At 72.1% G+C, this 12,724-nt stretch carries 9 protein-coding genes and 1 tRNA gene; 7 read left to right on the top strand and 3 right to left on the bottom strand.

What is annotated here, in order from left to right; all coding sequences use genetic code 11:
- Positions 1–2: 2 nt before the first annotated feature.
- Positions 3–1,028 (bottom strand): selenide, water dikinase SelD, encoded by a 1,026-nt coding sequence (selD, locus tag IE231_RS01095; protein WP_189692082.1) that lies wholly within the window; start codon positions 1,026–1,028, stop codon positions 3–5.
- A gap of 41 nt (positions 1,029–1,069) precedes the next feature.
- On the opposite strand from selD, the gene IE231_RS01090 reads away from it, so the two are divergent.
- The 3 genes from IE231_RS01090 to selB all read left to right on the top strand — a co-directional run bounded on the left by IE231_RS01090 (position 1,070) and on the right by selB (position 4,334).
- Positions 1,070–1,164, top strand: a tRNA-Sec gene (locus IE231_RS01090).
- Positions 1,165–1,201: 37 nt separating this feature from the next.
- A complete protein-coding gene (gene selA, locus IE231_RS01085; protein WP_189692081.1) occupies positions 1,202–2,533 on the top strand; it encodes an L-seryl-tRNA(Sec) selenium transferase in 1,332 nt (443 codons plus the stop codon).
- A 4-nt stretch (positions 2,534–2,537) separates the two neighbouring features.
- Positions 2,538–4,334 (top strand): selenocysteine-specific translation elongation factor, encoded by a 1,797-nt coding sequence (gene selB, locus IE231_RS01080; protein ID WP_189692080.1) that lies wholly within the window; start codon positions 2,538–2,540, stop codon positions 4,332–4,334.
- 34 nt (positions 4,335–4,368) lie between these two features.
- Here selB and IE231_RS01075 read toward each other — a convergent pair whose 3' ends face one another.
- Positions 4,369–4,992 (bottom strand): energy-coupling factor transporter transmembrane component T family protein, encoded by a 624-nt coding sequence (locus IE231_RS01075; RefSeq protein WP_189692079.1) that lies wholly within the window; start codon positions 4,990–4,992, stop codon positions 4,369–4,371.
- Positions 4,992–5,771, bottom strand: coding sequence for an energy-coupling factor ABC transporter ATP-binding protein (locus IE231_RS01070; RefSeq protein ID WP_189692078.1), 780 nt, complete (start codon positions 5,769–5,771; stop codon positions 4,992–4,994). The genes IE231_RS01075 and IE231_RS01070 overlap by 1 nt, the downstream gene beginning before the upstream one ends.
- A gap of 175 nt (positions 5,772–5,946) precedes the next feature.
- On the opposite strand from IE231_RS01070, the gene IE231_RS01065 reads away from it, so the two are divergent.
- The 4 genes from IE231_RS01065 (at position 5,947) to nrfD (ending at position 12,724) form a co-directional block, all read left to right on the top strand.
- Positions 5,947–7,608, top strand: a complete 1,662-nt coding sequence (locus tag IE231_RS01065; RefSeq protein ID WP_189692077.1) for a RecQ family ATP-dependent DNA helicase — start codon at positions 5,947–5,949, stop codon at positions 7,606–7,608.
- Between the two features lie 102 nt (positions 7,609–7,710).
- Positions 7,711–10,953 carry a formate dehydrogenase gene (gene fdh, locus IE231_RS01060; RefSeq protein ID WP_189692076.1) on the top strand — a complete coding sequence of 1,081 codons (3,243 nt, stop codon included), beginning with the start codon at positions 7,711–7,713 and terminating at the stop codon, positions 10,951–10,953.
- Entirely contained in the window at positions 10,950–11,768 is an 819-nt protein-coding gene (locus tag IE231_RS01055) for a 4Fe-4S dicluster domain-containing protein (RefSeq protein WP_189692075.1), read from the top strand. The genes fdh and IE231_RS01055 overlap by 4 nt, the downstream gene beginning before the upstream one ends.
- Entirely contained in the window at positions 11,765–12,724 is a 960-nt protein-coding gene (nrfD, locus tag IE231_RS01050; protein ID WP_201896901.1) for an NrfD/PsrC family molybdoenzyme membrane anchor subunit, read from the top strand. The genes IE231_RS01055 and nrfD overlap by 4 nt, the downstream gene beginning before the upstream one ends.

Genomic DNA, 12,724 nt, shown 5'->3' with positions numbered 1-12,724 from the left:
TCCTAGCGGATCTCGATGCCCTCGGCGGCCACGGTGTGGCCGATCACCGGGTACCCCGGCACCTCGCCGACGACGAGCAGCCCCCCGGAGGTCTGCGCGTCCGCGAGGAGGAGCAGATCGTCCTCAGAGACCCGTGGTCCGGCATGGACGTGCGGCCGCACCCAATCGAGGTTGCGCCGGGTCCCGCCAGAGACGAAGCCGGCCTGCAGCGCCTCCCGGACGCCCTCGATGAGCGGCACCGACGCGAGGTCGATCACCGCGCCGACCCCGGACGCGCGGCACATCTTGTACAGGTGCCCGAGGAGGCCGAACCCCGTCACGTCCGTCGCTGCACGCACGCCCGCGGCCACCGCGGCCTCGGCGGCGTCGCGGTTGAGGCGCGTCATCGTCGCCACCGCCTCCGGGAACACTTCGCCGGTCCGCTTGTGGCGGTTGTTCAGGAGTCCGACGCCGATCGGCTTGGTGAGCGTGATCGGCAGCCCCGGGCGCGCGGCGTCGTTGCGCAGCAGCACGTCGGGATGGGCCACGCCGGTGACCGCCATTCCGTACTTCGGCTCGGGATCGTCGATGGAATGCCCCCCGATCACCGGGCAGGCCGCCTCGGAGGCGATGCTCAGGCCGCCGCGGAGTACCTCGGTCATCAGCTCCGTCGGGAGTACCTCGCGGGGCCAGCCCACGAGGTTGACCGCCATGATGGGGCGTCCGCCCATCGCGTAGATGTCCGAGAGCGCGTTGGCGGCGGCGATCCGCCCCCAGTCGTAGGCGTCGTCGACGACGGGGGTGAAGAAGTCCGCCGTGGAGAGGACCGCGAGGTCCTCGCGCACGAGGACCGCTGCCGCATCGTCCCCGCTGTCCAGGCCCACCAGCACGTCGGCACCCGGCTGGCCCACGAGCCCCCGAACCGCGTCTTCGAGTTCGCCGGGAGGGATCTTGCAGGCGCATCCCCCGCCGTGGGCGTACCCGGTCAGTCGGGGCGCGCCGACCGCGCCGTCGTCGCGTTGCGGAAGTGACGTCCGGGCCTCATTCACCCGGCCAGCCTACCCTCCACGTGCCTGCTACATTGGGCTCCGGTGGCGTCCGGGTCCTGGTGGGCCCCCCGGTCTTCAAAACCGGTGAGACCGAGCATCTCGGTCTGGCGGGTTCGATTCCCGTCCGCCACCGCCAATCGCCGGCCGCCGATGCCGTGCCCTGAGGAGGAGATGTGGACGACGTCGACCCTCGCCGCCTGATTCCGCGTACCAACGATCTGCTGGCCCTGCCGGCCGTGCACGAGGCCCGGAAGCGGCTGAGCGAGCGGGTCATCCGCGACGTCATCCGGAAGGCCCAGGAGCAGGCTCGGCGCGGTGAGCTGGAGCCGGGCCGCGTGGGGCAGTCCGTGGTGGCCGCCCTCGCCGCGCGCCGGGCGACGACCCTGCGGCCCGTGCTGAACGCCACGGGCGTCGTCGTCCACACCAACCTCGGCCGCGCCCCCCTGTCCGCTCAGGCGATTGACGCTCTCCTGGCCGCCAGCGGCTACGTCGACGTGGAGCTGGACCTGGCCGAGGGCACCCGCTCCCGGCGCGGCGCCGGCGCCCGTGCGGCCCTGCTGGCCGCGTGTCCCGCCGCCGAGGATGCGCTCGTGGTCAACAACGGCGCCGCTGCGCTGGTCCTCGCCACCACAGCCCTCGCGGCCGGCCGGGAGGTCGTGGTCAGCCGCGGGGAACTCGTCGAGATCGGGGCTGGCTTCCGCCTGCCCGACCTGATCGAGTCCACCGGGGCCGTGCTCCACGAGGTGGGCGCGACCAACCGGACCCACCTGCACGACTACGCCGACGCCCTGAGCCCCGAGACGGGCTGCGTGCTCAAGGTCCATCCGAGCAATTTCCGGGTGGAGGGATTCACCTCCGCGGTACCGCTGCGGGAGCTGAGCTCCTTGGCGGCCGCGAACGGCGCGCCGCTCGTCGCGGACCTCGGCAGCGGGCTGCTCGCCCCCGACCCGTGCCTGCCGCACGAACCCGACGCGGCGACGGCACTGGCCGACGGGGCCGACGTCGTCATCGCCAGCGGCGACAAGCTCCTGGGCGGTCCCCAAGCGGGTCTGCTGCTCGGGCGCCGGGAGATCATCGCGCGGCTCGCCCGCCACCCGCTCGCGCGTGCCGTCCGGGCCGACAAGCTCGCCCTTGCCGCCCTCGAGGCGACCGTGGCCGGCGATCCGCCGCCGGTCGTCCGCTCGCTGCACGCGGACGGGCGTGACCTGCGGCGCCGGACGGAGGCGCTGGCCCAAGCCCTCGGCGTGCCCCTCGTACCGCATGACGGCAGGGTGGGTGGCGGCGGTGCCCCCGGTGTCCCGCTGGCCGGGTGGGCGCTCCGCCTCCCCGAAGGACTCGCGGTCCTCCTGCGCACGGGCGAGCCGGCCGTGCTGCCGCGCGTCCACGACGGCTCGTGCCTGGTCGATCTCCGCTGCGTGCCGGAAGAGGACGACGAGCGCGTCCTCGCCGCAGTGCGCCAGGCGCTCGCGGCCCTCGACGACGCGCCGGCAGGCAGGGCGGGCTGAGGCGATGCACGTCGTGGCAACCGCCGGGCACGTCGATTCCGGCAAGAGCACGCTCGTGCGCGCCCTGACCGGCATGGAGCCCGACCGGTGGGAGGAGGAACGGCGCCGCGGCCTCACCATCGACCTGGGCTACGCCTGGACCACGCTGGCGTCCGGGCAGGAGGTCGCCTTCGTCGACGTTCCGGGCCACGAGCGCTTCCTCGGCAACATGCTCGCGGGAATCGGACCGGCCCCCGTCGTCTGCTTCGTCGTCGCCGCCGACGAGGGGTGGCAGGCACAGTCCGGCGACCACCGCGACGCGGTCGCCGCGTTGGGCATCGAGCACGGCGTCGTGGTGCTCAGCCGAGCCGACCGGGCGTCCGCCCAGCGGGTGGCCGAGGTGCTCGCCCAGGCCCGCAGGGAGCTGGCCGGGACGGGCCTGCGCGACGCGCCCGCCGTTGCCGTGTCCGCCACCGAAGGCACCGGCCTGGCGGAATTCCGCGACACGCTCGACGCCGTCCTGGCCGGCGTGCCGGATCCCATCACCTCCGGCCGGGTGCGGCTCTGGGTAGACCGGTCGTTCACCATCACCGGCTCGGGAACGGTGGTGACCGGCACGCTCGGTGCCGGAACCCTCGTGCAGGGTGACGTGCTCCAGCTGGTCGGGCACGGCGATCCCCGGCGCGTGGCGGTCCGTGGCCTGGAAAGCCGTGACTCCGCGTACCCGTCAGTGGGACCGGTCAGCCGGGTAGCCCTGAATCTCCGTGACGTCCCAGCCGCCGACGTCCGCCGTGGGGACGCCCTCGTCACGCCCGATGCCTGGCCGTCCACGGGCCTGCTCGGCATCCGCAGGACCACCGGCGCCCTGTACACCGAGGTCCCGGAGCGTATCGTCGTGCACGTCGGCACAGCCTCCGTCGCGGCGCGGCTGCGTCCCTTCGGCACCGACCATGCGCGACTTGTCCTCGAGCGTCACCTGCCCCTCGTCCTCGGAGACCGTCTCGTGCTGCGGGACCCGGGGAGCCGGTCCGTCCTGGGCGGGGCACGGGTCCTCGACGCCGATCCGCCGGTCCTACGACGGCGCGGAGACGGCGCCCGCTGGGCGGAACGCCTGGCCTCCATGGACCCCGCAGGCGACGTCGCGGGCGAAGTGGCCTCCCGTGGTGCGGTCCAGGAGCAGCATCTGAGGCGATTGGGGCTCGTCGCCGGCAAGGATCCCGCCCCGCCCCAAGGCGTCAGGGTGCTGGGAGAGTGGTGGGTGCACGCTCCTGTCCTCGAGGCGTGGCAGCAGCGGCTGCGCGCCGCACTCGAGGCCCTCGCGGAGCGGGACCCCTTGGCGCCGGGCCTGTCGATGGGGGCCGTCCGGGACCTGCTCGCGCTCCCGGATAAACGCCTCGTGGCGCACGTCGTCCGCGGCGCAGGCCTGGACCAGGAGGGCGGCCACATCCGGCTCCCTGGCGCCCACGGCAGTCTCGGAGCCGCCGAGTCCGCGATTGCGGAGCTGGAGCGACGGCTCACGGCCTCTCCCTTCCAAGCGCCCGAGGCCGACGAGCTGGCAGCGCTGCGCCTCGGGGCCCGGGAGCTGGCCGCCGCCGAACGGGTGGGGCGCGTGCTGCGGCTGCGCGACGGGGTCGTGCTCCTCCCGAGTGCGCCGGCTCTCGCGATGCGCATCCTGGCCGGCCTCGAGCAGCCGTTCACCACGAGCCAGGCACGCCAGTCGCTCGGCACCACCCGCCGGGTCGCCATCCCGCTGCTCGAACACCTCGACTCGCGTGGATGGACCCATCGGCTGGACGCCGGCCACCGGACGGTGGTGCGCTAGACCCTCTGCCTGACGGTCGGCGCGGCCTGAGGCGTCAGTCGTCGCCGAGGCCCCTTGCCGCGAGGGCGTCTCCCGTGCGCCGCGCATAGGCCACGGCCGAGAGCACCACCGGGACGGTCCGGGCCCGCACGCTCCGCTCGAGCCCGCGCGCGCGGGCCGCATCGCCGACGTCGGCGAAGGCCCCGGCGAGCACCGGAATGCTCCGCAGCATGATCGCGATGGCGAGCGCGAACCGCTCCGGGTCCGCCCCGAAACGCCGGAACGGGCGCGCGAGGGAGGCGACGGCGTCGAGCAGGCGCTCGAGCGGCACGGTCGCCGTGAGGATCCCGGCAGCGACGAAGCACAGCAGGAGATTCGCGACGATCCGGGTCGCCGTCTCGGGCCCCTGCTGCCACCACTGGAACGCGAAGAGGACGAGCGCGATCGGCAGCACGAGCTTCCAGGACGCGATGAGGCGCCGCAGCCCGAGCCGCGCCGAGAGCCACGCCGCCACCGCGAGGCCCAGAACGCCCACGGACACCCGCCAGTCAAGGAGCACGAAGCTCGCAGCGCCCCCCGCCACGGCCCCGAGGAACTTCGCGGCCAAGGGCCTCCGGTGCAGCCACGAATCGCCCGGCACATAGCCGGCGAGCAGACCTCCGGCCGCGCGGCCGCGCATCAGCAGCCGCCCGCCGTCGTGCGCTGGCGTGCGGTCCCGAGCTGGCGTAGGGTTCCGACCGGCGCGGCGCACAGGGCGCGGTAGAAGGCGACCGACTCCGACGGCGTGCCGTCGTACGCGATCCGGCCGCCCTCGATGACGAGGACCCGGTCCGCGTCGAGCGCGAGCTCGAGGTCGTGGGTGGACAGGATGACCTGCTGGTCGAGTCCCGCGAGGGTGCGGCGCAGGAGCTCGCGGTTGCGCAGGTCGAGGAGGGTGGACGGCTCGTCGAGGACGAGGACCTCGGGCCCGACGGCGAGCACGGCCGCGAGCGCCATGAGCTGCCGCTCACCGCCGGAGAGCTCGTACACGCTCTGGTCGGCGAGCGCCCCCAGGCCGAACCTGTCGAGGACCGCCTGGGCAGCGGCTGCCCGCTCCGCCCGGTCCCGGTGCGTGCGGCGCAGGGAGAGCTCTACGTCCTCACGTCCTGTCGGCATGACCAGCTGGGAGAGCGGATCCGTGAACACGAACCCGACGCGCCGGCGCACCGCGCGCCCATCGCGCACCGTGTCCAGACCGTCGATCCGGACGCTGCCCGACGAGGGCTCTACGAGCCCGTTGAGCAGCCGCAGGAGCGTGGACTTCCCGGATCCGTTGGCGCCCACGACGGCGATGCGCGGCTCGGTGAGCGACGCGCCGAGGCGATCGAGCAGCACCTTCGAGGCCGGCGCCGCAGAACCGCCCACGGGTTCGTCGACGGGGACGGCGACGGACACGCCGTCGATCTCGATGCGTGCCATGGTTCCTCCTCTGCTGCCGCCTCTAGCGGTCTCCCTGACAGGCTACGCACCGTGCACGGGCTCTATTTTGTCGGCGCCCCACCAGGCAGCCCGGCCACAGTTGGCGGCCGCCGACAACAGCGTCCCGCACCGACCGGCGTTTCCCCTGGGGAGGCGGCGGGTAGGCGAAGGGGCGATGACACAGATCCAGTCTCCCCCTGAGGATGAGCTCCGCCGGATTGCGGTCGAGCGCTTCGGATTCGACGAGTGGCGCGAGGGCCAGTTCGAGGCCGTCCAGGCCGCCGCCGCTGGCCGCGACGTGCTGGCGGTGATGCCCACCGGGCACGGCAAGTCGGCGGTGTACCAAGTCCTGGGGGCGGCGCTGGGCGGGGTCACCGTCGTCGTCAGCCCCCTCATCGCCCTCCAGCGCGACCAGGTGGACGCGCTCAACGGGATCCTCGGACCAGGGCGGGCAGTCGCGCTGAACTCGTCGGTCGGGGCCCGGGCAGAACGTCGCGCCTGGCAGGCCCTCGAGGACGGGGACGCCACGTTCGTGTTCCTCGCTCCCGAGCAGCTCGTCCGTGAGGACGTCATCTCCCGGCTCCCAGGACTGCGGCCGTCCCTCTTCGTCGTGGACGAGGCCCACTGCATCTCGGCGTGGGGACACGACTTCCGCCCCGACTACCTCGTCCTCGGGGGAGTGGTGGACCGGCTCGGCCACCCGACGACCGTGGCCCTCACGGCCACCGCGTCCCCGCACACGCGGGCGGAGATCGTCGAGCGGCTCGGCCTGGTGGACCCGCTCGTGGTGGTGCAGAGCTTCGACCGGCCCAATCTCGCCCTCCGCGTCGCGCGGCACGCGGCCGAGGCCGAGAAGCGTGCCGCCGTCCTGGACGAGGTCGCCGAGCTCGGAGGCCCTGCGCTCGTATACACCGCCACGCGCCGGGCAACCGAGGACTACGCGGATGCCCTCACGGAGCGTGGGCTGCGTGCCGCGGCCTACCACGCAGGCCGCAGGGCATCAGAACGGTCCGATGTCCACGCGCGCTTCCTCGCCAACGAGCTCGACGTCGTCGTGGCCACGACCGCCTTCGGCATGGGAATCGACAAGCCGGACGTGCGGCTCGTGGTCCACGCGCACATCCCCGACTCCCTCGACAGCTACTACCAGGAGATCGGCCGGGCCGGGCGCGACGGGGACCCGGCGCTCGCCGTCCTCCACTACCGGTCAGAGGACCTCGGCCTCCAGCGCTTCTTCGCGGGGGGATCGGTACCCGAGGAGCAGCTGGCCGCCGTCTTCGAGGCCGTGAGCGCAGCGGGACCCGTGCGTCCCGCTGCCCTCCGCGGCGAGACGGGACTGAGCGCCCGGGCCCAGGCCCGTGCGCTCGCCCTCCTCGAGGCGAGCGGGTCGGTCCGCGCGGGCCGTCGGGGCTTCCAGGCGGCCCACGGCGCGGGGCGTGCCGACGCCGTCGGGCGCGCCGCGAAGGAAGAGGAGGCACGACGGCGGGTGGACGCCTCGCGCGTGGAGATGGCCCGTGGGTACGCGGAGACCGAGCTGTGCCGCCGGCAGTGGCTCCTGAACTACTTCGGCGAGGAGGCGCCTCCGTGGTGCGGCAACTGCGACCGCTGTGAAGAGGCAGGCAGCCGCGAGCAGGCCTTGGAGCGCGAGGACGCGACGCCGCACGGATGGTCGATGCAGGACCCGGTACGTCATCGCGACTGGGGTCCGGGCCTGGTCATGGGAGTGGAACCGGACCGGATCACGGTGCTGTTCGACTCGGTGGGCTACCGGGAGCTCGCCCTGTCTGCCATTGCGGACAGCGAGGGCCTGCTCGTGCGGGACGGTGCGGAAGATTGACTCGGGCTCTGGCCGGGCATCGGGAGTGCAGGGCTAGGATGGCTCCCGTGCGCTGTGGTGCAGGTCACGCAGCGGCGGAAATGAGACTGGGAGGAGTGTCCCATGGCAAGTCCGCTCGGCTGGCCGGTACTGCGCCAGATGCTGGAGCACGATCCGACAGGCAGGCACCACGCGGCGAAATCCCGCGCCACCGAGAACCTCAGGGCGCGCACTGATACGGCAGACCGGGTAGTCGACTCGGTCTGCCCCTTCTGTGCGGTGGGGTGTGCGCAGAAGGTGTACGTCAAGGACGAGAAGGTCATCCAGATCGAGGGCAACCCTGACTCGCCGATCAGCCGGGGACGGCTCTGCCCGAAGGGATCGGCCTCCCTCCAGCTCACCACGGGGGACTCCCGCGAGCTCTACGTCCTCTACCGCCGACCGCACGGGACCGAGTGGGAGCGCCTCGACCTCGACACGGCGATGGACATGGTGGCCCAGCGCATGGTCGACACCCGGCGCGAGACCTGGGAGTGGGAGGCCAAGGACAGGCGGACGCGGCGCACGCTCGGCATCGCGAGCCTCGGCGGGGCCACGCTGGACAACGAGGAGAACTACCTCATCAAGAAGCTGTTCACGGCCATGGGCATCGTCCAGGTCGAGAACCAGGCCCGGGTCTGCCACAGCTCCACGGTCGCCGCACTCGGGACGAGCTTCGGACGCGGCGGATCGACCACGTACCTGCAGGACCTGCAGAACGCCGACTGCATCATCATCCAGGGGTCCAACTTCGCCGAGGCCCACCCCGTCGGCTTCCAGTGGGTCATGGAGGCCAAGGAGCGCGGGGCCAAGATCATCCACGTCGACCCGAGGTTCTCCCGGACGAGCGCCATGGCCGACACGTTCGTGCCGCTGCGGGCGGGAAGCGACATTGCCTTCCTCGGAGGCCTCATCAACTGGGTCCTCGGGCATGACGCCTACTTCCACGACTACGTGGTCAACTACACGAACGCAGCCACGATCCTCTCGGAGGACTTCAAGGACACCGAGGACCTCGACGGATTCTTCTCCGGCTTCGATCCCGAGAACCGCGCCTACAACACGGACTCCTGGCAGTACAAGGGCGGCTACGCGGCGCCGTCGTCCGGCGAGCGCGATTCGGACTTCCAAGGCGGCAGCACGGTCGGTGGGTCCTCCCACGCCCAGTCGCACGGCTCGGGCGGCGCGTCCGTCCAGGGCGAATGGGACCGCGACGAGACCCTGCAGGACCCGCACTGCGTGTTCCAGGTCCTCAAGCGGCACTACGCCCGCTACACCCCTGAGATGGTGGAGCAGGTGTGCGGGATCCCGCAGGACCTCTTCCGCGAGGTGGCGGAGACCATCACGGCCAACTCGGGCAGGGAACGGACCACCGCCTTCGCGTACGCGGTGGGGTGGACGCAGCACACCACCGGCACGCAGTACATCCGCACCGCCTCGGTGCTGCAGCTGCTCCTGGGGAACATCGGCCGCCCGGGGGGCGGCATCATGGCGCTGCGCGGGCACGCGAGCATCCAGGGCTCGAGCGATATCCCAACCCTCTACGACCTGCTGCCCGGCTACCTCCCGAGCCCCCACGCCGAGCATCACCTCGACCTCGACTCGTACATCGAGGCGGATTCGCCCCAGGCAGGCTTCTGGGGCAACTCCCGCGCCTACATGGTGAGCCTCCTCAAGTCCTGGTGGGGCGACGCTGCCACGGCAGACAACGACTACTGCTTCGACTACCTTCCGCGCATCACGGGAAGCCACAGCACGTACGACACCGTCGAGGCCCAGCTCGAGGGGACCTGCAAGGGCTACTTCCTCTTCGGCGAAAACCCTGCGGTCGGCTCCGCGAACACCCATCTGCAGCGCATGGGCATGGCGAACCTCGACTGGCTCGTGGTCCGGGACTTCTCCCTCATCGAGAGCGCCACGTGGTGGAAGGACGGCCCCGAGATCGCCACCGGAGAGCTGAAGACCGAGGACATCGCCACGGAGGTGTTCTTCTTCCCCGCCGCGGCGCACACCGAGAAGGCCGGCAGCTTCACCAACACCAACCGCCTCCTCCAGTGGCGAGACCAGGCGATCGAGCCGGCGGCGGACCGCAGGAGTGACCTGTGGTTCGTCTGGCATCTGGGCAACAAGGTGCGCGCCCTGCTCGCTGGAGCGGACGACGACGTCGATCGCCCCGTCCTCGACCTCACCTGGGATTACCCCACCACCGGAAGCCAGGACGAGCCTGATGCCGAGGCGGTGCTGGCCGAGATCAACGGCGCTGGCCCGGACGGCTCCCCGCTCTCGGCCTATACGGAGCTCAAGGACGACGGGTCCACCACGTGCGGCTGCTGGATCTACTGCGGCGTGCGCGCGGATGGGGTCAACCAGGCGGCCCGGCGCAAGCCCCACCAGGAGCAGACCCCGGCAGGCCTCGAATGGGGCTGGGCGTGGCCGGCGAACCGGCGGGAGCTGTACAACAGGGCCTCGGCGGACCCGGAAGGGCGTCCGTGGAGCGAGCGCAAGAAGCTCATCTGGTGGGACGAGGATGAGGGCAAGTGGACCGGCGGCGACGTGCCGGACTTCGAGCCGACCAAGCCTCCGAGCTACCGGCCGCCGAAGGGCGCACGCGGGCCGGACGCGCTCGCCGGGACCGATCCGTTCATCATGCAGGCGGACGGCAAGGGCTGGCTGTATGCCCCGGCCGGCCTCTCCGACGGCCCGATGCCCACGCACTACGAGCCGCAGGAATCGCCGTTCGAGAATCCGCTCTACGGCCAGCAGCGCAACCCGCTGAGGAAGGTCATGCCCCGCGAGGGCAACCGCTACCAGCCCAGCGGGCGGGAGCCCGGGGCGGACGTCTACCCCTACATCCTGACCACCTACCGGCTCACGGAGCATTTCACTGCGGGGGCCATGACCCGCTGGCTGCCGTATCTGGCGGAGCTGCAGCCGGAGAGCTTCTGCGAGGTCTCCCCGGCGCTCGCCGCCGAGCGGGGACTGACCCACCGGGGATGGGCCACTCTCGTCTCGGCCCGGGGAGCCATCGAGGCGCGCGTGCTCGTGACGGACCGCATGCGGCCGCTCACGGTCGGCGGCCGCACGGCCCACCAGATCGGCATGCCGTACCACTGGGGCCCCAACGGACTGAGCAAGGGGGACGCGATGAACGAGCTCTCCTCGATCGTCATGGACCCCAACGTGCACATCCAGGAGGTCAAGGCCCTCACGGTGGATATCCGTCCCGGACGGCGCCCCCGCGGGAAGGAACTCCTCTCGCTCGTCGCCGACTACCGGCAGCGGGCAGGGATCGACGAGAACACCGGGCTGGAAGGGATCAGGAAATGAGCGTGACATCGCTGGGGATGCCGACGGTCGGGGTCCCGCGGAAGGGATTCTTCACCGACACGAGCCTGTGCATCGGCTGCAAGGCGTGCGAGGTCGCCTGCAAGGAGTGGAACCACGTCCCCGCCGACTCGAACCTCGAGCTCACGGGCGAATCGTTCGACAACACCTCGGCGCTCGGGGCCAACACCTGGCGGCACGTCGCGTTCATCGAGAAGCAGGTCCCTGCCGCCGACCCCTCGGGGCACGACGGGGTCAAATGGCTCATGTCCTCCGATGTCTGCAAGCACTGCACGCACGCGGCGTGCCTCGACGTGTGCCCCACGGGAGCCCTCTTCCGGACTGAGCACGGAACCGTCGTGGTGCAGCAGGACGTCTGCAACGGATGCGGCTACTGCGTGTCCGCCTGCCCCTACGGAGTCATCGACCAGCGCAAGGACGACGGCCGGGCCTTCAAGTGCACCATGTGCTACGACCGGCTCGAGGTCGGCGAGGAGCCGGCGTGCGCGAAGGCCTGCCCCACCAAGTCCATCCAGTTCGGCGAACTGGACGAGCTGCGCGAGCGGGCCGACGCGCGCCTGGCGGAGCTGCACGAGCGGGGCGAGGAGAACGCCCAGCTCTACGGCCGTGACCCGGACAACGGCGTGGGCGGCGACGGCGCCTTCTTCCTCCTGCTCGACGAGCCCGAGGCCTACGGCCTTCCGCCGGACCCGATCGTGACCACGCGGGATCTGCCGGCCATGTGGAAGCGCGCGGCCGGCGCCGCCGCGGGCCTGCTCGCCGGAGCGGCGCTCGTGTTCTGGGGAGGACGCAAGTGAGCCCGCGCCGCCGCCGGACCGAGGAGTTCACCTCGTACTACGGCCGCCCCGTTCTCAAGGAGCCCACGTGGGAGGCCCTGGACATCGCCGGCTACATCTTCGCCGGCGGCCTCGCCGGTGCGTCCTCGATCCTCGCCGCGGGCGCGCAGCACACGGGCCGGCACCGGCTCGAACGGGCGGCCAAGCTCACCGCGCTCACGGCCATCTCGGCCTCTGTGGTGGCCCTCGTGCACGACTTGGGGCGCCCGGAACGGTTCGTCAACATGCTCCGCGTTGCCAAGCCGACCTCGCCCATGAGCGTGGGCTCCTGGATCCTCTCCGTCTATGGGCCGCTCGCGGGCGCAAGCGCGGCGGCGAATGTCCTCGGCATCTTCCCCCGCGCGGGGAAGGCCGCCGGGATCGGGGCCGGGATCACCGGCTCGGCCGTCGCGACCTACACCGCCGTCCTCGTCTCGGACACCGCGGTCCCGGCATGGCACGACGCCCATGACGTCATGCCATTCGTGTTCGCCGGCTCGGCCGCGGCATCCGCGGGCGGCGTCGCCGCCGCGCTCGCCCCGTTGGCCGAAGGCGGTCCCGCGCGCCGGATGGCCATCGCAGGAGCGGCGGTCGAGACGGCGATGAGCCTGACGATGGAGCGCAGCGGCAAGCTGTCAGCGGAGACCTTCCACCAGGGGCGGGCGGGTACCCTGCTGCGGCTGTCCAAGGGGTTCACCGTCGGCGGAGCCGTCGGCCTCGCTCTCGGCGGCCGGTCCTCACGCCTGGTGAGCACCCTGAGCGGCCTCTCGGTTGCGGCCGGCTCAGCGCTGCTCCGGTTCGGCGTCTTCGAGGCCGGCCGAGCCTCGACCCGGGACCCCAAATACGTCGTCGTGCCCCAGCGCGAGCGCCTCGAGCAGCAGGGCCGCGGGGCCTCGGACCGTCAGGGGGCAGCCGCCGGGGCCGATAGCATGGGGTGA

The sequence above is a fragment of the Sinomonas cellulolyticus genome, assembly GCF_014656475.1.
GTDB lineage: Bacteria > Actinomycetota > Actinomycetes > Actinomycetales > Micrococcaceae > Sinomonas > Sinomonas cellulolyticus.
Note: the sequence above shows the minus strand (reverse complement) of the source record. Positions and strands in the feature narration are given on the sequence as shown.

Excerpts from the sequence above, each read along its gene's own strand:
- IE231_RS01055 (WP_189692075.1), top strand. The coding sequence starts at position 10,950 with ATGAGCGTGACATCGCTGGGGATGCCGACGGTCGGGGTCCCGCGGAAG.
- fdh (WP_189692076.1), top strand. The coding sequence starts at position 7,711 with ATGGCAAGTCCGCTCGGCTGGCCGGTACTGCGCCAGATGCTGGAGCAC.
- selB (WP_189692080.1), top strand. The coding sequence starts at position 2,538 with ATGCACGTCGTGGCAACCGCCGGGCACGTCGATTCCGGCAAGAGCACG.
- IE231_RS01070 (WP_189692078.1), bottom strand. The coding sequence starts at position 5,771 with ATGGCACGCATCGAGATCGACGGCGTGTCCGTCGCCGTCCCCGTCGAC.
- IE231_RS01075 (WP_189692079.1), bottom strand. The coding sequence starts at position 4,992 with ATGCGCGGCCGCGCGGCCGGAGGTCTGCTCGCCGGCTATGTGCCGGGC.
- IE231_RS01065 (WP_189692077.1), top strand. The coding sequence starts at position 5,947 with ATGACACAGATCCAGTCTCCCCCTGAGGATGAGCTCCGCCGGATTGCG.